The organism is Stackebrandtia albiflava (genome assembly GCF_007994225.1).
GTDB lineage: Bacteria > Actinomycetota > Actinomycetes > Mycobacteriales > Micromonosporaceae > Stackebrandtia > Stackebrandtia albiflava.
Map to the genome: position 1 here is coordinate 198,145 of NZ_VLLL01000008.1, position 18,825 is coordinate 216,969.

Consider the following 18,825-nt stretch of genomic DNA (forward strand, 5'->3'; position numbering starts at 1 on the left):
GTGGGCGCGGTGGCAGTTATACCAGCGCCGGCCCGCCGCAGGAGCCGGAACGACGCGGGTCCACGCGAGGCGTCGAACCTCCGCCGGCCCACGAAGCCCACTCCGCCGGTGATGTCACGTCCATGCCGTGAGCAGGCGTTCAGGGCCGAGGTGGTGAACTCCTGTCGCGGTACAGCCGCTTCGGGCCACGGCCAGCAGTGGGGTGCCGTCGTCTGCGCCCGGCAGCCGGTCGCGGTGGACGAGGAGCCGGGCGAGGTCACGTCGGTCGAAGGGTTTGTTCTCCAACCACTTGATGGATCCGACCACCGTGATCTGTTTGGCGATCGGAGCTCGGTCGGCGCCGACGACATCGATCTCAGGGTCGTTGGTGCGGGTCCAGTAGGCGCCGACGGTGTTCGACCCTTCGGGCAGCCAGTCGTCGCTCAGCCGCCAGAGCGCATCTCGAATCACGGGCTCGATCGCCCGCCCCCGCCAGGACGTCCAACTGGTGCGGATCGACTCCAGGACCCGGTCGCCGCGACCACGCTCCACGGCGGGGATCTCGGATCCGATGAAGGAGAGCCAGAACCGGAGGTACGGATCCTCGATACGATAGCGGGTCTCGCGGCTTGGCCGGGTCGACAACGGCAGTTCGGCGGTGACCACTCGCCGCGTGGTGAGTAGTTCGAGTGACCGCTTCACCGAGCCGGGATTCAGCTCGCCCGCGGCCCTACCGATCAGTGTGAAAGTGCGTTCGCCGTTGCCGATCGCGCCGAGTACGGCCCGGGCCTGGGCGTGTTCGGGGAATTCGGCCGCCAGCGTGCGTTCACCACTGACAAGGAGGGCAGAGGTCGGCCTGGCGAGTGCGTACGAGAGGTACTCCCACAGATTCGCGCCCCGCGGCCATTCCTCCAGGATCAGCGGTAGGCCCCCCGAGACCAGGTAGGCGTCGAACGCATCCGCCGGTTCCAGTTCCAGCATGGCGGCGATGTCGGCCGGGTTGAGCGGGGGCACGACCATCTCCGTGCCGCGCTGATAGAAGGGGCGGCCGTAGGTGTTCAACTGCTCCATCATCGCGATGTCAGAGCCGATCAGTATCAGCAGGACGGGGAGCCTGGACAGGGTCCGGTCGAACGCCTTCTGGAGCGTCCCTTCGAAACTGGGGTCTTCACGCACCAGTACGGCATCTCGTCGAGGACTACGATGCTGGGCGTATCGGTGGGCAACACCGTGGCGAGGAGACTCAGCGCGGCATCCCAGTTCTGCGGCGCTGCGAAGTCCTTGATGCGACTCGCATGCGGCAGACTGGAGGAAGCCACTTCCACGGCGAAACCCGCCAGATCCGCCGCGCGGTCGCCGCCGATCGCAGTGAAGAAGGCATGCGGCAGCGCGACGCGCTCCAGGAACTCCTCAACGAGGCGGGACTTCCCCACCCGTCGTCGCCCCCCGCACGAGGACGGCGCGACCGGGGCGACCGCTCCGACCGCCGGTGCGCACACTGGAAAGCAGCTCGTCGAGCTCGCCCAGTTCACGAGTACGTCCGATGAACCCGTCCATACCGGCGGCCCTCCCTTGCGTAAACTTGCCTCGGTGCAAGTTGCATGAATGAAACTTTCCTTGATGCAAGTAACTCCACCCGGTTCGCTCCGCGCGTGTGTGAATCGCCCAAACGGGCAGCGGGATCGTGAAACCGACACGGGCGAACTCGATGGCACCTCGGCCCGAATGGCGGCCTGGACTCGGGCCACCGCGCGACGACCACGACACGGTGACACGGACGCCGAGCCGCCTTTCACTCTGGCCGGGCGATTCCACAAAGGTGCCGAGTGGGTCGGAACCGCCTCCCCGCCGTGCAGGGGGGCCGAAGGCGTCAGCGGCCGGTTTCGGCGGCCTTTCGGTACCAGGTCTCGGCCTCGGTGGTGTTTCCCCGTTCCGTAAGCAGGATCGCGAGGTTGCTCATCGCGTCGGCGTGGCCGCCGTCGATGGCGGTCGGTACCAGCCCTCCGCCTCGACGGGATTACCGCGATTCGCAAGCAGGATCGCGAGGTTGTTCATCGCTTCGGCGTCGCCGGCGTCGGCGGCTCTTCGGTACCAGGTCTCGGCCTCGGTGGTGTTTCCCTGTTCCGTAAGGAGGATCGCGAGGTTGCTCATCGCGCCGATGTGGCCGCCGTCGACGGCCCATCGGTACCAGCCCTCCGCCTCGGCGGAGTCGCCCTGCTCCGTCAGCAGGATCGCGAGATTGTTCATCGCGTCGGTGTCACCGGTGTCGGCGGCCTTGCGGTACCAGGTCATCGCCTCGGCGGTGCTACCTCGCTGTGACAACACCACCGCGAGGTTGAACATCGAGGCGGTGTGACCGCCGTCGACGGCACGTCGGTACCAGCCCTCCGCCTCGGCGGAGTTGCCACGATCCGCGAGCAGGATCGCGAGGTTGTTCATCGCGTCGGCACCGGCGTGGCCGCCGTCGATGGCGCGCCGGTACCAGCCCTCGGCTTCAGCGGTGCTACCCCGCTGTGACAACACCACCGCGAGGTTGAACATCGAGGCGGTGTGACCGCCGTCGACGGCACGTCGGTACCAGCCCTCCGCCTCGGCGGAGTTGCCACGATCCGCGAGCAGGATCGCGAGGTTGTTCATCGCGTCGGCACCGGCGTGGCCGCCGTCGATGGCGCGCCGGTACCAGCCCTCGGCTTCAGCGGTGCTACCCCGCTGTGACAACACCACCGCGAGGTTGAACATCGAGGCGGTGTGACCGCCGTCGACGGCGCGTCGGTACCAGCCCTCCGCCTCGGCGGAGTTGCCCTGTTCGGCCGATTCGATTCCGAGGTTGTACATCGCGTCGGTGTGGCCGGTGTCGGCGGCTTTGCGGTACCAGGTCATCGCCTCGGCGGTGTCGCCCTGCTCGGCCAGCAGGATCGCGAGGTTGTACGCCGCGTCGGTGTCACCGGTGTCGGCGGCCTTGCGGTACCAGGTCATCGCCTCGGCGATGTCGCCCTGCTCGGCCAGCAGGATCGCGAGGTTGTACATCGCACCGGCGTGACCGGCGTCGGCCGCTTCGCGGTACCGGGCCGCCGCCTCGGCCGAGTCACCCTGCTCCTCCCGTGCGATCGCGAGATCGAACATCGCAGCGGGGTCGGTGATCGCCGGGTGGAATCCGTCCCCGGTGGGGCCGTATGCGGGCGCCGGTGGCGACGTAGGCGGGAATGCGGGCGGTGACACCGGTGAGGCCGATACGGGAGGCGGTGACACCGGATACGGGGATACGGGATGTGGCGATCCCGAGGGCGGAGTTCCCACCGGCGCGGCACCGATCCCCTCGGACGTCCACTGCTCTCGCGCGGGTGGGGTGGCCGCCACCGGGTCGGTGAGGGTCGCGCCGTGCGCGACCACGATCTCGGGTTGGTCGATGACCGTGGGGGCGATACCGGTGTTCTGGTGCAGCAGTGTCGCCACCAGCGGCATCCGGCTGGCCCCGCCGACGAGGAACACCCCGGCGGTGCGCTCGGCGGGCAACCTCGACGCGCGCATCACCGCCTTCGTCAACCGGACCGCCTGATCCAGCAGCGGTCGCGTCAGCGACTCCAGTTCGTCCCGGGTCACGTGGAGTTGCCGGTCCAGCAGCGGCACCACGATGTCCGCCTGGTTGTGCCGTGACAGGCGTTCCTTGGCCAGCCGGATGTCCTCGGTGAAGGACCGGAGGTGCCGGCGGTCTTCAGGTGATTCGGGCGTGACGAGCCGCCTCCACTCGGGATGGTCGCCCAACTGCCCACCGACGTGCTGGAACAGCGCGTGGTCGAGGTCCACACCACCGAGTTCCTGCAGACCGTCGACCGCGGCCACGTCGAGGCCGGAGTCGTCGCGGACCACCACCGACACGTCCAGGGTGCCGCCGCCGAAGTCGTAGACCACGACGCCGGAACCGACCGGGAACTCCCGATCCGCCACCCGCATGAAGTGCCCGGCGGCGGCGACCGGTTCGGGAAGCAGCCGGGGTGACGTGAAACCGGCCTCGGCGGCGGCGTCCTCCAGCACGAGACGGCGCGCCGGACCCCAGGCGGCCGGGTGGGTGAGGGTCGTGGGCGGCAGCGTCCCGGCGACCCTGACGCATTCGTCCCGCACGCGGGCCAGTACGGCGGCGAACAGTCGCGGCACCGGGATCTCCACGTCGCCCAGCAGCACACTGCCGTCGTCGACACGGCGTTTCGGGTGCGGCTCGAACCTGGTCGGGTCGATTCGCGCCGAGTGCACCGCGTCCCGGCCGGTGAACAGTTCGTTCTCGTTCGGCGCGTACACCGATGACGGCAACAGGGGCGAACCGTCGAACAGCAGCGGTGTGGTGCTTCCGTCGGCCCGGCTGAGCAACGCGACGGTGTGCGAGGTCCCGAAGTCGACACCCAGATGGACGGAGGAGGGCATCGTCTGAATCTACCGGGCATGTCCAGGCGGAGCCGGCCGTCGGTCACCCGCCTCACGCCGGGGTTTCACGGAGCGTCCGATGCGGGTCGGCGTGACCGAACCACTCGCGGGCCTGCCGCCGGTGCAGCAACGGGATGACGGACAGCGAGGTGGCGAACCAGGCCGCGGCTCCCCACATTCCCGGGTCTTCGAGACCGGTGCCGCTGGTCGAGACGAGCACGACCAGCGCCACGACCTGGCCGAGTAGTGCGTACTCGGCGCCCAGGGCGATCCGCCGGTTCACCGGTCCGCGACGGTGACTGCTCACCGCCCCGATGACCAGGGCTACGGCACCCGGCAGGTAGATCGGCCATCCGTACACCAGGCTCACCATCGACGGGGAGATGTAGGCATCAGCGTCGCGTTGCGCGAACTCGGCCAATCCAGCGACGGCGCCGATGATCGACGGTACGGCCTGCACCCACATCACGACCTGTACGAAGGTGAGCCAATCGGGCTTCGGAGACCCCATGCGGGGACACCGGTCACGGATCTCACGCCGATGCAACAAGGGCACGACCGCCATCGCCGGTAGCGAAGCCACCGCTACCAGAGTAGGTCCCAGCGGGTAGGCGGCGTCGTCCTCCATAATGGCGAATGAGGTCGAGACGTAACACAGCGCGGCGAGGCCGTACTCGACCACCAGCGCGGGCCACCGACGTGGCGCCGATCGTCCGAGCTGCCAGGTCGCCATTCCGGTGGCGACACCGACCATGATGAACACCGGGAGCGCGACGGTGAAGTAGTCGTTGCGGTTCAGGTCGCTGTCGAGGGCGACGGCGACGATACCGAACAGGCTGATCAACGCCCACGCCCCGGTCTGGAACAGCATGACGGCGAGCGCGGCCGTGAGTGCGCGGGGTCGTGTGGTGTGCCTCTGCGCTGAATCGCTCGGCGGTGTCGGCGTGTGAGGTGGAATCGTGGTCGACGCCGTGGGCGGATTCGGATGGGGCACCGGCGATGCAGTCCCGCCGGCGCCGCCGTGTGGCGAAACCGGCGCCGCCGCCGGAAGGGGTACGGAGACCGGTGAGGCGATCTGGGCCGGTATCGCCGCCGGTGGTGCCACCGAGGGGGTTGTCGATGGCCGGTGCGACAGCGTCGCGCCCTGAGCCACGACGAGTTCGGGTTGTTCCAGCACGGTCGGTGCGGTGCCCAGCGTCTGATGCAGCATGCTCGCCACCAGGGGCATCCGGCTGGCGCCTCCGACGAGCAGCAGGCCGGCCTGCCGCTCGGGTGGCACCCGGGCTGCTTTGACCACGCCGACGGTGAGCCGGACGGCGCGTTCCATCAGGGGACGGGCGACCGCCTCCAGTTCGTCGCGGGTGAGGTGGGTGTCGGCGCCCACCAACGGAATGGGGAACTCGACCCGGGTGCTTCGGGTCAGTCGCTCCTTGGCGGTGCGGACGTCCTCGTTCAGGGCGCGCCGGGCACGTCGGTCCTCAGTGGTCGAGGGCCGGGCGAGGCGCGACCAGTCCGGACTGTCGGCGAAGCGGTTGTCCAAGAGCGTGAACAGGGCGTGATCGACGTCTACGCCACCGAGATTCTCGATCCCGTCGACGGACAGCACGCGGAATCCGGTCGTCGTGTTGATCACCACGGAGGCGTCGAAGGTGCCGCCGCCGAGGTCGGCGACCATGACGGCCGAGTCCGTCGCGACCCGGTTCCGCAGTGCGTGCGTGAAGAATGTGGCCGCCGCGACCGGTTCGGGCACCATGTGGACGTCGTGGAATCCCGCCATCGCCGCCGACTCCTCCAGGGTCAGGCGTCGCGCCGAACCCCAGACCGCCGGATGGGTCAACGTCACCTCGACGACGGTGTCGCCCAGTATCCGCTCGCACTCCCGCCGCACCCGGCCCAGTACCGCGGCGATCAGCTCCACGACCGGGAACTCCCGGTCGCCCAGCAGGACCGTTCCGTCGTCCACCCGGCGCTTCGGGTTCGGTTCGAAGCGGGCGGGCTCCAACCGAGACGCGTTCACCGCGTCGAAGCCCACCAGGAGTTCTCCGTCGGGTTCGGCGTACACGGCGGACGGCAGGATCGGCGAGGAGTCGAAGAGCACCGGTACCGGGACGCCGCCGTGATCCAGGACCGCCACGGTGTGGGACGTGCCGAAGTCGACACCGAGCCGTATGGGGGAGGACATACCGTACGAGCATACCGGGACGGACCCGTCGCCGTGATGGTGAGAATGGACCGTGCGGCGCGACCGGTGGGGTGAGCCGGCGCCGGGGGTCAGGTGGTGCGGGTCGCCCGGGCTTCGGGTGGCGGTCCGTATGCGTTGGCGCGGGGAACACTGCGCTCACAGAGGAGCACGAGCAGTATGATCGGTCCGACGAGGGGTATCACGGCGAGGAAGTACCACCAGCCGCTGCGGCCGGTGTCATGGAGCCTGCGTACCAACGCCCCCAGCACCGGGACGAACAGGATGAACAGGATGGGCATGACGATGCGCGGCGACTCCGCGGCGATCGCCAGGGCCACGACGGCAACCGCGCACACCAGGTAGAACAGGTAGAACCACCAGAACTGTGCGCGGGTGGACCGGCCCTTCCAGTCGAAGGCCCGGCTGAAGCCTTCTTCGAGCGCGGACATCGGGTTCATGTCTTCGTCCTTTCCCCGGCGGGTGACGCGCGGCCGCGCGGTCCGTCCGGTGAGGACGGTGCCGGCGCCGGCCTCGATGGAGGCGTGATCAACGGTCGCAGGCGACGTACGGGACCGGTCCCGCCGGCGGGAAGGCGGGACGGGCGCGGCGCGATCCGGTCGATTTCGGGAGACGAGGGCGCCGTGCGTGCCGGAGGATTCACAGGCCGATCCCGAAGGAGTGGATCCGGTCACAGTGGGCGGTGGACCGGTCGTCGAGGGGCTAGGCTGTGGACCGCGAAGGGGAGTAGTCCTTCAATCGCATGATCGACATACTGACCGGCCTTCCGGGGCCGGTCCGGTCGTGCGGCCCCGGGTTCCCCGGGGTGGACGAGACCTTCGACTCAGGCTGTACACGCAGCCGGGTCGAGGTCGCCCCGTGCGCATCGCCGACCCGGCATGATCGGGAAGGTTCCCCATGACCGGCTTCTTCATCGCGTTCGCGGTGAGTTTCGGTGTCGTTTTCGTCGCCGAGCTCGGCGACAAGTCCCAGTTGATGGCGCTCACGTTCGCCACCCGCTTCAAGCCCTGGCCGGTGCTCATCGGCATCACCATCGCCACCGCGATCGTCCACGCCGTGTCGGTCGCGATCGGCTACGGCCTCGGCACGGCCCTGCCGACGGGCTGGATCGCCCTGGTGGCGGCGATCGCGTTCTTCGGCTTCGGCGCCTGGACGCTGCGCGGCGACTCCCTCACCGACGCCGAGCGGAGGAAGGCGGAGACCACCGACAAGAAGGCGGTCGTCGCCGTCGGTGTCGCGTTCTTCCTGGCGGAACTCGGTGACAAGACGATGCTCGCCACCGTCACCCTGGCGACCTCGTACGGCTGGTTCGGCACCTGGTTGGGTTCCACGGTCGGCATGGTCGCCGCCGACGCCCTCGCCATCCTCGTCGGCCGCGCCCTGGGCAGGCGCCTACCGGAGCGGACCGTCAAGTACGGCGCCGCGGCACTGTTCGTGGTCTTCGGGATCTGGCTGCTCATCGACGCCGTCGACCAACTCACCTGACACCGCCCGTCCCGGACCCTCGGAAGGCCCACCATGTTCGCCACCCTGCGCGATTACTCCCTGGCCGTCGCCCCGGGCCTGGTCGTGTTCGCCGCCTGCCTCGTCCTGGCTCGCCGGTTGCCGTCGGTCGGGGCGTCGATCGCGATCCTGATCGCCGCCTTCATCCTGATCCGCGACGCGATGACGCCCGCGGGCCTGTGGAGGTTCGGTGCCGCCGACGGCGTCGCACCTTGGATCCGGTTCACCGAGGACACCGGCGTCCTCGCGGTCCTCGCCGTTCTCACGCTCGCCCTCACCGCCGTGGTCCTGGCCGCCCATCCCGGGCTGCGCGCCCTGGTCGTCTGGGGCCGCCCCACTCCGGTGGTCCTCGCCCTCGGCGTCGGCGGGGCGGCCCTGGCCGCCGCGCCGGTCCTGGCGGTCTCACAGGCCTGGCCGATGGACGAACGCGGCGGCGCCGTCGCCGTCACGGCCCTGCCGGTGGTCCTCGCATTCTGCCTGGCGGGCAACCTGTTCGAGGAGGTCCTGTTCCGAGGGTTCCTGCAGGGACACCTGGAACGGGTGACGAGTCCCGTCCGCGCCGCGCTGCTGTCCGGACTGTTGTTCGCGGCCTGCCACGGCTATCTCGCCACCACCGTCACCGACACCGGCTGGCCGCTGATCGCCTTCACCGCCTGGGAAGGGCTGGTCTGCGCCTGGCTGCGCATGCGCCACGGTCTCATCCCCGCCGTCCTGGCTCACGGCCTGGCCATCGCCGCACTCACCAGCGGTCTCGCGTGACGTCCCGAATCGGCAACCCATGCACTTGGAAACGAGGTACCCATGTTCCGCTACCCGACCACGAACCCACTGCGGCTGTTGTGGGATGCCCGTCGCGCCCGGCTCGGTGGTGAGCCGGCGATCGCGCGACGGCGGACCGATCGACTCGCCGCGCTCGTGGCACACGCACGAGACCGTTCACCGTTCTACCGGCGACTCTACAGTGGTCTGCCGGAGACCGTCACCGACGTCGAGACGCTTCCGGTGACGGACAAGACGACCCTGATGGCGAACTTCGACGACTGGCTGTGCACTCCACACCTCACCTCCCGCGACGTGCGGGACTTCGTGGACGACGCATCCTCGGTGGGGCGCCTCCTCGACGACCGCTTCATCGTCACCACGACCTCGGGAACGACCGGAGTCGGCGGTGTGTTCATCCAGGACGACCACGCCAGGGCGGTCACCGCCGCCATGGCCGCCCGGATGGTCGGCAGCCTCGTGTCGCCGGGCGACGTCGTCAAGATCCTCCGCGACGGCCGCCGGACCGCTTTCGTGGTCCCGCACGGCGGGCACTTCGCGTCCACCACCGCGGCCACACGTATGTCCACCGGTCGCGACGCGACGGTGAAGGTCTTCTCGGTACACGAACCGCTCCCCACCCTGGTGGAGGGCCTGAACCGGTTCCGGCCCGCGGTCCTGCTGCCCTATGCCACGACCGGCGCGCTACTCGCCGCAGAGGCCGAAGCGGGCAGGCTCCGGATCGACCCCGCCCTGGTGATGCTGTCGGCGGAAGGACTGGCACCGTCCGAATACGACCGGATCGGTAGAGCCTTCGACGCTCCCGTCGGCCACAGCTGGGCCGCCAACGAGGTGCCGTTCCTCAGCTACAACTGTCACCACCGTTGGCTGCACGTCAACGCCGACTGGGTGATCGCCGAACCCGTCGACGCCGACCACCGTCCCGTCCCGAAAGGACGGACATCCCACACCGTGCTCGTCACCAACCTCGCCAACCGGGTCCAACCGATCCTGCGCTACGACCTGGGCGACTCCGTCCTCATGCGGCCCGACCCCTGTGAATGCGGTGATCCGCTACCGGCCGTGCGAGTGCAGGGGCGCGCGGCCGAAGTACTCACCTTCGACGCACCCACCGGCCGGCCGGTCACCATCACCCCGCTCGTTCTGACGACCCTGATCGAACGCGTTCCCGGGGTCGAGCTCTTCCAGGTACTACAGACCGCACCCACCGTCCTCCGGATCCGGCTGCGGCCGGCATCGGGCCGGGATCCCGAGGCCGTGTGGACCGCCGTTCGCACCGACCTCACGGGGCTGCTCGCGTCGCACGGCCTGCCCCACGTCGCGGTGGAGCCGGCACCGGAGCCGCCTCAACCGACCACCGGCGGCAAGTACCGCACCGTCATACCGCTACCGAGGTGAGTCCGGCCGGAACGAACCGCACGGGATCACCGTGAACACCGCTGCGGTATGACCACTCGGCGGGTGGAGCCTGCGAACTCGGGCGAACGGGTGCGTCTGCTGCACGTGACGCGCGGAGCGTGACACCCTGGGGCCATGAATCGGCTTGGTGACGCGCTCTCTCCCTACCTGCAACAGCACGCGGACAACCCGGTGGACTGGTGGCCGTGGGGTGAGGACGCCCTGACGGAGGCGAAACGGCGCGACGTGCCGTTGTTCGTCTCGGTCGGTTACGCCGCCTGTCACTGGTGCCACGTGATGGCTCACGAGTCCTTCGAGGACGACGAGGTCGCGGCGCGACTCAACGACGCCGTGGTGTCGGTCAAGGTGGACCGGGAGGAACGGCCCGACGTCGACGCGGTCTACATGCAGGCGACCCTGGCCCTCACCGGGCAGGGCGGCTGGCCGATGACGGTGTTCGCCACCCCGGACGGGACGCCGTTCTTCGCGGGGACCTACTTCCCGCGTGAGCACTTCCTGCGGCTGGTCGACGCGGTGGCGGAGGCGTGGCGCGACCGGCGGGACGAACTGCTCGCCCAGGGGGCCGCGATCGTGCAGGCGTGTGCCGCGGCCGGCCCGGAGCTGGCGGACGTGTCCCGGTCGTGCCCGATCGACGGCCCCTGTCCGCCGGTCTCCCCGGTCGGCACCGACGTCCTGGACAAGGCCGCGCAGGCGGTGCGGGCCGCTTACGACCGCGAGAACGGCGGATTCGGTGGCGCACCGAAGTTCCCGAGCCAGCCCGCCCTGGCGTTCCTGCTGGACCACTACGAGCGCACCGGCGACGGCACCAGCCTCTCCATCGTCCGGCACACCGCCGACCGGATGGCCCGCGGCGGCATGTACGACCAGCTCGGCGGCGGCTTCGCCCGGTACAGTGTGGACGCCTCGTGGACGGTACCGCACTTCGAGAAGATGCTGTACGACAACGCGTTGCTGCTCCAGACCTACACCGACCTGTCGGAGCTGACGCGGCGGCCGTTCTTCGCGCGCGTCGCGGAGGAGACCGCCCGGTTCATGGTGGACGCACTGGGCACGCCCGAGGGCGGTTTCGCCTCCGCGCTGGACGCCGACACCGGCGGAGTGGAGGGCGCCACCTACGCGTGGACACCCGGCCAACTGCGGGACGCCCTCGGTGACGCCGACGGCGACTTCGCCGCCCACGTGTTCGCGGTGTCCGACGCGGGGACCTTCGAGGCGGGGACGAGTGTCCTGCAGCTCCCGGTGGACCCGGAGGACCTGGACCGGTTCCACGACGTCAAGGCGCGGCTGCGCCGGGCCCGGGACCGGCGCCCGCAACCGGCCAGGGACGACAAGGTCGTGGCGGCCTGGAACGGCCTGGCCGTCACCGCGCTCACCGAGTACGCCGCCGAATCCCGGAGCGACTGGGCCGACGCCGCCGCCGACGCGGCGGCCCGGCTGCTCGCCGAACGCCACGTCGTGGACGGCCGGTTGCGGCGCGTGTCGCGCGACGGTGTGGTCGGGGACGCGGCGGGCATCCTGGAGGACTACGGCGCGGTGGCGCTGGCGTTCCTCGCCCGGTACGAGGTCACCGAGGACGACGTGTGGCTGGAGCGGGCCGGCGCGTTGTTGGACGTGGTGCTGTCGGACTTCGGTGACGGCAACGGCGGCTTCTTCGACACCGGTGCCGGTGCGGAGGAACTGGTCACCCGTCCGGCGGACCCGACGGACGGCCCGACCCCGTCCGGTTGGGCGTTGGCGGCGAGGGCGTTGTCGGAGTACGCCGACCACGCCGACTCCGAGGAGCACGACGACGCGGCGTGGCGCGCGTTGGCGGCGGTGGCTCCGGTCATCGAGAGTCATTCCCGGTTCGCCGCCGGGCTGGCGGGCGCCGCGGAGCTGATGGTGGTGGACGAGTCGGACTGACGCGCGGTCCGTCCGTCGTGGGTGTGGCCGTACCGGGCCGGGTGCCGAGGCCGGTCCGGCGGACGTGGCGTGCTCCTTTGGCTCTCGCGCGGTGTGGCCGGGTCGCGTGACCTCGGCGCGGGCCGGTTCGTTGTATCCGGTGGGGCGCCGTGTCATGGGCGGCTCGGTGTCCGCTGAGCACGACCGACACGTTCGTCACCGTCCGAAGTCGTATGACTACAATTCATCATTCGCGCCACTCCGCCGGCTACCGGAGGGCATTCGACGTCGCATCGCACGGGAGCTTTCCACATGAAACCGACATCCGCCATCACCGTCGCGGTCGCCGCCGCAGTGGCCGTTCTCGCCGCCGCCGGTCCGGCCGCCGCCGACGAACTCACCGGGATGACCGCCGTCGCGCAGCCGAGCACGGTGGACCCGGGTGACACGGTGACGATATCGATCACCGTCAGCAATCTCCACGACCGCAAGATCACCTACGACCCGATCGAGGCGTCCGACGGATACGAGGCCTGCGAGAAGCCGGTGGGGACGGTGGAGCCCGGCCAGTCGGCCACCGTCGCCTGCCAGGTGGTGATCACCGGCGACAGTGACCTGAATCCGCGGTTCTCGGTGCGGAACGCCGCCTCCGAGCACAACGAGACCTCGGCGCACGCGTCGGCGGTCATCATGTTGAACAGCCCCTCCGGTGAACCGTCCACGGCGACGCCGACGGTCTCGCCCAGTGACAGCCCGTCGCCGGGCGGGAAGACCTCCGGGACGAGGTCGCCCGACCAGTCCCTCCCGACCACGGGTTCCTCGATCACGCCGATCGCGGCGGTCGGTGCGGGACTGGTGCTGCTGGGCCTGGCGTTCGGCCTGTGGCGGTGGCGCGCCAACCGCTCCCGCCCGTGACGATCCACTGTCACCTCGTGAGGCCGCTGAGCCACAGGGGTTCTGAATCGAGTCCATAACGGTCGTCGTGTCGCCGCCCCGACGGGCGGCGACGCGGTCGGTTCCGTGGGCTTGATCAGGCCGTGACGAACGCGGAACGGTAGAGCAGCCGGAGCCGGTCGGACAGGACCGCGGTGTCCCAGCCGCATTCGGTGAGCAGTCCGTCCATCATGTCCGTGGACAGCAGTGACCACAGCATGTCGGCGCCGGTGTCGACGGTCCATCCGTCCGCGAGTCGTCCCGCGTCGGACAACCCCTGGATCAGCATCCGGCAGTTGGCGCGCTGCCGTGCGATGCCCTCGGCGCGGTAGGCGGCGGCGTCGGGGTCCACGAACCGGGCGGTGCGTACGGCGCGGTCGATCGCGAGGACCTTGGTGTGGTACCGGGCCAGGTGGGCCGCCCATTCGTCCAGTGCCAGGACCGGATCGGTCTGCGCCCACACCCGCCGCAGTGATTCGGTGCGGCCCTCCTGTTCGGCGGTGTGCTCGTAGATCTCGGCCACCAGTGCGGTGCGGGACTGGAAGTGCAGGTACACCGCGCGGCGGGACACTCCGGCGCGTTCGGCGACCGCGGCCATGGTGAGCGGCGCGAATCCCCTTTCCTCCAGGAGCTCCCGTCCCGCCGTCAGCAACGCGTCCCGGGTGCGCCGACTGCGGGCGTTGTGTGTGGTGCTCGCCATCGGTTCCTCCACTGGCCATAACTTCACAGCCCGTGTAGTTTACGAACTTCACATGCTGTGAAGTTATTTGAGGTGGACATGAATCGACAACGCAACCGCTGGGCCGTGGTCGTCACCGCGGGACTCGGAGTGTTCATGGCGCAACTCGACGCCACGATCGTCAACGTCGCACTCCCTGCCATCGGATCCCGGTACGGCGTCGGCACCGCCGTCGTGCAGTGGGTGATGCTCGGATACACGCTCCCGCTGCTGGCACTGGTCCTCCCCATCGGACGGTGGCTGGAGTCGGCACCGGTCAGACCCGTCCTGATCGCCTCCGTGGCGGGGTTCTCGGCCGGAGGGCTCCTGGCCTCCCTCGCCCCCGGAATCGGCTGGCTCATCGCCGCCCGGGTGCTGCAGGGCTGCTTCGGCGCGGCACTGTTCGTGCTGCTCCCGGTGCTCGCCACCACCGCGGTCACCCCCGCCGCCCGCGGCCGCGCCATGGGAGTCGTGATGACGCTGGGACCGCTGGGCGGCTTCAGTGGACCCGTGTTGGGCGGCCTGCTGCTGGAACGGGCCGGAACCGGCGGTGTCTTCCTGGTGAACCCGCTGATCGGCGTGCTGGTGGCGGTGTCGGCGTTCGTCCTGCTGCCACGCGGCGGCAGAGTGCCCGCGCCCGGCGGCGGCAGCCTCGCCGAGGCGGGCCTGCTGCTGGCCGCCGCCGGAGCCGTCCTGATGGCGATGACCCTGGCCGTGGGCGAACACCCCGCCTGGCTCGTCCTCGCCGCGGTGGCGGTGCCCCCGGCCGTGGTGTGGAGCCGCCGCCCCTACGGCCGCGCCGTCACCGGACTACTGCGCCATCCCGGTGTCGCCGGGCCGTTGGCCGCGCTCACGGCGCAGGCGACCGCACTGGTCGGCGTCCAGTTCCTCATGCCGTTCCTACTGACCCGCGAACTGGACGCCGGTCCCGGCACGGTCGGCGTCACCATGCTCGCCATACCCGCCGGAATGATCCTGTTCGGACCGGTCGGAGGCTGGCTCACCGACCGGTGGGGCGCGTTCCGCACCGCCGCCGCCGGAGTCGTCGTGTTCACGGCGGGATTCGCGGCACTGCTGGGGATGTCGGCCGACTGGCGGCCGATCGACCTGGCGGCCGGGCTGTGCGTCGTGGGTGTCGGCACCGGCCTGTTCTCCGGAGCCAACTCGGCGCTGACACTGTGGGCGGCGCCGCCCGAACGGCTGGCGACCGCCTCGGCGGCGATCAGCGTCGCCAGGCAGGCCGGTATCGCGGCCGGTCCGGCGGTGGCGAATCTGGTGTGGAGTGTGACGGGGCAGGGCTGGGACGGCGTCCGCGCGGCGGTCGCGGTCGCCATGGTGGTCGGCGCGCTCGGCTGGTGGACGATGTGGCGCTCGGCGCGCCGTCAGGCGGCACTCGTCACGACGTGAGGAACCGGGTGACACCCTCGGCCAGCGCCTCCGCCAGTTCCTGCCGGAAACCCGCGTCCTTCAGCAGCGCGGCGTCGTCGGCGTTGCGCATGTTGCCGCACTCCACCATGACCTTGGGAACGGTCGTCAGGTTGAGCCCGCCCATGTCGTCACGGGGATTGATGCCGTCGGTGCCGATGTAGTCGGCCGGCGGCATCCTCGTGGCCTTCATCGCCTCGGCCAGCAGCACCGCCAGGTCGTGGGAGGGCACGACGACGTCCTCGTTGTGGCCGTCGATCGGCACCGGTTCCATGATGTGGAAACCGGAACCGGTGCCGGGGCCGCCGTCGGCGTGTATGGACAACGAGACGTCGGCGCCCGCGTCGTTGGCGACGGCGACCCGTTCGGTGATGCAGGGACCGACGCCGGTGTCGTCCTCGCGGGTGAGGATCACCGTCGCGCCCGACTCGGTCAGCAGCGCCGACAACCGGGTGGCCACGTCGAAGTTGAACGCGTGTTCGGCGTACCCGTCGTCGGTCTCGGTTCCGGTGGTGTCGCAGGGTTTCTCACCGTTGCCGACCTCGACGGGCTCGGCGATCTCATCGGGCGCGTCGGCGTTGCCGCCGTTGTGGCCCGGATCGATGACGACGACGAGACCGTCGAGCGGTCCGGCGGGACCGGCGGGTTCGGCCGCGTCCCCGGGCGGGGTGCGGCCGTGGCCGGTGGCGGCGCAGCCGGCGGTGACGGCGGCGAGCGCGACGACGGCGGCCAGGCGGCTCAGGACGGTGTGTCTCACGGGGCGGTTCCTCGATCGGGTGGAGTGGCGAGGCTATCGGAACCCGTCGTGGCGGGTTCGGCCCGCCCGGCCGCCGCCGGTTCCATATTCCGGCTATCGCACCGGCGGCCCGGGCCTGCCACAACGAAACCGCGGCGCCCGCTTCACATAGACGCAGGTAAAGGCATTCATATAGGGAATTCGACGGATTCAACCGCCCCCGTCGTGGCGGTGTCACCCACCGTCCCCGCGGCCCCGGCGTTTGTCCAGGTTGTGGGCCGCTTGTATGTGACTGCGGTAACCCTGTACCTGGACACGCGGCGACCCCCACCGCGTGCCAGGTGGACGGCGAAGGTCGGCTCCAACCCGTTGTGAACCGGTACGCAATGGCCGCCCACCCGGTTTTGTGAAGGAGAACCACAATGTCACGCGAAACGCCCGGCCGCGGCATACGCGGCCGGCTCATGCGGCTTTCCCGCCGGAGCCGGATCGGCATCGCGGCGGCCGCACTGGTCGCCACGGCCATCGTCACACCCGCCACCGTCGCCTCGGCACAGGACGCCGGCACCGACGACGTCAGCACCCAGGCCGTCAGCCACCGGGTACCGTTCCCCTGCGGCCAGACCTGGTCGGGACAGACCCGCACCAACCACAGTCCACTGCGCGCCGTCGACTTCAACCGCACCAACGACCAGGGCGACGCCGTCACGGCCAGCGCCCCCGGAACCGTCGTCCACCGTGGATCGATGAGCGGCACCTCCTACGGCAACCTGGTCGTGATCCGGCACAGCGACGGCACCGCCACCTACTACGCCCACCTCAGCGGTTTCGCCGTCAGCAACGGCCAGAGCGTCAACCGAGGCCAGACCATCGGCTACGTCGGCGGCACCGGCTTCCCGAACACGCCCGGCGGCTTCGGAGCCCACCTCCACTACGAGCAGCGCACCTCCTACGGCGGCTCGGCGGTCTCCATCAGGTTCAACAACGCCAGCGTCTACTACTACGGCACCCGCAACTACACCTCCGACTGCGGCGGTGGCAGCACCAACCCGTACACCCCCGGTGAGGTCTGCGGCAGCGGTTACACCCAGATCAACTCGCACGCCGTCACCGGCGGACGCATCTACCTCATGTACAACTCCTCCAACCAGTACAACTGCGTCGTCACCATCAAGAGCACCAAGATCGGCACGGCCAGCCCCGTGTCCGCCTCGCTCGAAGTACAGGGCGGCACCAAGTCCACCGATTCCGGCAACTTCGCCTACTACGCCGGACCGGTGAAGAAACACGCCCCCTCCACCTGCGTGAAGTGGGGCGGCTCGGTGGGCAGCTCCAGTTGGACCAGCGCCTGGTCCCACTGCGGCTGACCTCTCAGGCTCACGGCCGCCGCCGGGCAACCGGCGGCGGCCGTTCCGTGTCCACCCGAAGGTAGCCTTCGCCGCATGCGGGCCGCGAGACTGATCAACCTGGTGCTGTTGCTGCAGCGGCGCGGCACCGTCACCGCCGAACGGCTCGCCCGCGAACTCGGCGTCACCACCCGGACGATCACCCGCGACGTCCTGGAACTCGCCGAGGCCGGAATCGGCGTCGAGACGATCCGAGGCAGGTCCGGCGGATACCGGCTCAGCGAGGACCTTCGGTTGCGGTTGGGCGGCCTGGAGGCCGCCGAGGTGGAGGCACTGTTCCTGTCCGGTGTGCCCGAAGCGGTCACCGGGCTGGGGCTCGCCGACGCCTCCGCCGCCGCCCGGCTCAAGGTCGCCGCCGCACTGTCACCCCGCGCCCGAAGCGCCCCCGACCGGGTCAGGGAACGATTCCACCTCGACGCCCCCGGGTGGTTCCGGGAGGCCCCGCCACCACCCCACCTCGGCGACCTCGCCCGCGCCGTATGGCAGAACCGCCACGTCACCGTCACCTACCAGGCGGGCACCCGGGTGTGGTCCACCGAACCGCCACCACCCACCCGCGGCAGGCTCGCCCCGTACGGGCTGGTCCTCAAGGCGGGAGTCTGGTACCTGATCGCCGCCCGCGACGGCGACCTCCGCAGCTACCGGGTCGACCGGGTCCAGGCGGTCGAGGTCACCGAGGAACGTTTCACCCGCGACCCCGACTTCGACCTCGCCGCGCACTGGCGCGCCCAGTCCGACCGCTTCGGCGTCGCCATCCTGCGGGAACGCATCACCGTCCGGTTGAGCCCGGCGGGCGTCGACCTGATCGGGCACGCCGTCTCACCCCACGCGTACGCCCTGATCAAGGACCACCTGGCGCCCCGCCCCGCCACCGTCGAGATACCCGTGGAGACCCTCGACGTCGCCTATACCGAGATGCTGCGACTCGGCCCCGAGGTCGAGGTCGTCGCCCCCGCGTCGCTGCGGGAACGGATGGCCGAGGCGGCCCGGCGGACCGCCGCCCTCTACCGGTGACGGTTCGCGGCAGAATTGGAGACGAGGACGGTGAGACGCGATGCTGTGGCGGATACTGAGCGACATCACCATGGTGGTGCACTTCCTGGTGCTCGCGTACCTCGTCGTCGGCGGCTTCCTGGCGTGGCGGTGGCCGAGGATGTGGTTCCCGCACCTGGCGATGGCGCTGTGGGGACTGGCGGCGATCATGTTCCCGGTGATCTGCCCGCTCACGTACCTGGAGAACCTGTTCCGTGACAGGGCCGGCCAGAACAGTCTCGACCCCGGCGGGTTCATCGACCAGTACCTCACCGACGTGGTCTACCCCGGTGAACACCTGATCCTGGTGCGGTGGATCGTCGTGGCCGTGATCGCGGTGTCCTGGGCGGGAGCCTGGTGGCGGTGGCGGCGGCGCACCGGTGCGGCCCGGTAGAGC

At 70.0% G+C, this 18,825-nt stretch carries 15 protein-coding genes and 1 pseudogene; 9 read left to right on the forward strand and 7 right to left on the reverse strand.

Translation table 11 applies throughout. From position 1 onward, the window contains the following. Positions 1-114: 114 nt before the first annotated feature. From LX16_RS21930 to LX16_RS21950, 5 genes and pseudogenes are all read right to left on the reverse strand, one after another. Positions 115-1,536 (reverse strand): annotated as a pseudogene (locus tag LX16_RS21930) (ATP-binding protein). Between the two features lie 313 nt (positions 1,537-1,849). Beyond that, positions 1,850-1,939, reverse strand: a complete 90-nt coding sequence (locus LX16_RS21935; protein ID WP_147142564.1) for a tetratricopeptide repeat protein — start codon at positions 1,937-1,939, stop codon at positions 1,850-1,852. Beyond that, the gene (locus tag LX16_RS21940; protein ID WP_147142569.1) at positions 1,936-4,395 is read right to left on the reverse strand and encodes a tetratricopeptide repeat protein; all 2,460 of its coding nucleotides are present in this window, start codon (positions 4,393-4,395) and stop codon (positions 1,936-1,938) included. The genes LX16_RS21935 and LX16_RS21940 overlap by 4 nt, the downstream gene beginning before the upstream one ends. A 52-nt stretch (positions 4,396-4,447) precedes the next feature. Continuing rightward, positions 4,448-6,577, reverse strand: a complete 2,130-nt coding sequence (locus LX16_RS21945; RefSeq protein WP_147142571.1) for an Hsp70 family protein — start codon at positions 6,575-6,577, stop codon at positions 4,448-4,450. Positions 6,578-6,666: 89 nt separating this feature from the next. Next, positions 6,667-7,035 carry a DUF805 domain-containing protein gene (locus LX16_RS21950; protein ID WP_147142574.1) on the reverse strand — a complete coding sequence of 123 codons (369 nt, stop codon included), beginning with the start codon at positions 7,033-7,035 and terminating at the stop codon, positions 6,667-6,669. A 457-nt stretch (positions 7,036-7,492) separates the two neighbouring features. Here LX16_RS21950 and LX16_RS21955 point away from each other — a divergent pair, with 457 nt between their 5' ends. The 5 genes from LX16_RS21955 to LX16_RS21975 all read left to right on the forward strand — a co-directional run bounded on the left by LX16_RS21955 (position 7,493) and on the right by LX16_RS21975 (position 13,093). Further along, a complete protein-coding gene (locus LX16_RS21955; RefSeq protein ID WP_147142577.1) occupies positions 7,493-8,080 on the forward strand; it encodes a TMEM165/GDT1 family protein in 588 nt (195 codons plus the stop codon). A gap of 33 nt (positions 8,081-8,113) precedes the next feature. After that, a complete protein-coding gene (locus LX16_RS21960) occupies positions 8,114-8,857 on the forward strand; it encodes a CPBP family intramembrane glutamic endopeptidase (RefSeq protein WP_147142580.1) in 744 nt (247 codons plus the stop codon). A gap of 42 nt (positions 8,858-8,899) precedes the next feature. Then, on the forward strand, positions 8,900-10,276 hold the full coding sequence (locus LX16_RS21965; protein WP_147142583.1) for a phenylacetate--CoA ligase family protein: 1,377 nt from the start codon (positions 8,900-8,902) through the stop codon (positions 10,274-10,276). 135 nt (positions 10,277-10,411) lie between these two features. Beyond that, positions 10,412-12,199: a thioredoxin domain-containing protein gene (locus LX16_RS21970; RefSeq protein WP_147142586.1), complete on the forward strand. Its 1,788-nt coding sequence runs from the start codon at positions 10,412-10,414 to the stop codon at positions 12,197-12,199. Between the two features lie 291 nt (positions 12,200-12,490). After that, entirely contained in the window at positions 12,491-13,093 is a 603-nt protein-coding gene (locus LX16_RS21975; protein ID WP_147142589.1) for an LPXTG cell wall anchor domain-containing protein, read from the forward strand. Between the two features lie 115 nt (positions 13,094-13,208). Here LX16_RS21975 and LX16_RS21980 read toward each other — a convergent pair whose 3' ends face one another. Beyond that, positions 13,209-13,811: a TetR/AcrR family transcriptional regulator gene (locus LX16_RS21980; RefSeq protein ID WP_147142592.1), complete on the reverse strand. Its 603-nt coding sequence runs from the start codon at positions 13,809-13,811 to the stop codon at positions 13,209-13,211. Between the two features lie 78 nt (positions 13,812-13,889). Here LX16_RS21980 and LX16_RS21985 point away from each other — a divergent pair, with 78 nt between their 5' ends. Beyond that, a complete protein-coding gene (locus LX16_RS21985) occupies positions 13,890-15,236 on the forward strand; it encodes an MFS transporter (protein ID WP_147142596.1) in 1,347 nt (448 codons plus the stop codon). Here the strand turns inward: LX16_RS21985 and LX16_RS21990 are convergent. After that, positions 15,226-16,011, reverse strand: a complete 786-nt coding sequence (locus LX16_RS21990) for an N-acetylmuramoyl-L-alanine amidase (RefSeq protein WP_147142601.1) — start codon at positions 16,009-16,011, stop codon at positions 15,226-15,228. The genes LX16_RS21985 and LX16_RS21990 overlap by 11 nt on opposite strands. Positions 16,012-16,412: 401 nt before the next feature. Here LX16_RS21990 and LX16_RS21995 point away from each other — a divergent pair, with 401 nt between their 5' ends. The 3 genes from LX16_RS21995 (at position 16,413) to LX16_RS22005 (ending at position 18,822) form a co-directional block, all read left to right on the forward strand. After that, positions 16,413-17,357, forward strand: a complete 945-nt coding sequence (locus LX16_RS21995; protein WP_211354691.1) for a M23 family metallopeptidase — start codon at positions 16,413-16,415, stop codon at positions 17,355-17,357. A gap of 75 nt (positions 17,358-17,432) precedes the next feature. Next, on the forward strand, positions 17,433-18,410 hold the full coding sequence (locus LX16_RS22000) for a helix-turn-helix transcriptional regulator (RefSeq protein WP_147142604.1): 978 nt from the start codon (positions 17,433-17,435) through the stop codon (positions 18,408-18,410). Between the two features lie 40 nt (positions 18,411-18,450). Beyond that, a complete protein-coding gene (locus LX16_RS22005) occupies positions 18,451-18,822 on the forward strand; it encodes a DUF2784 domain-containing protein (protein WP_147142606.1) in 372 nt (123 codons plus the stop codon). Positions 18,823-18,825 lie beyond the last annotated feature (3 nt).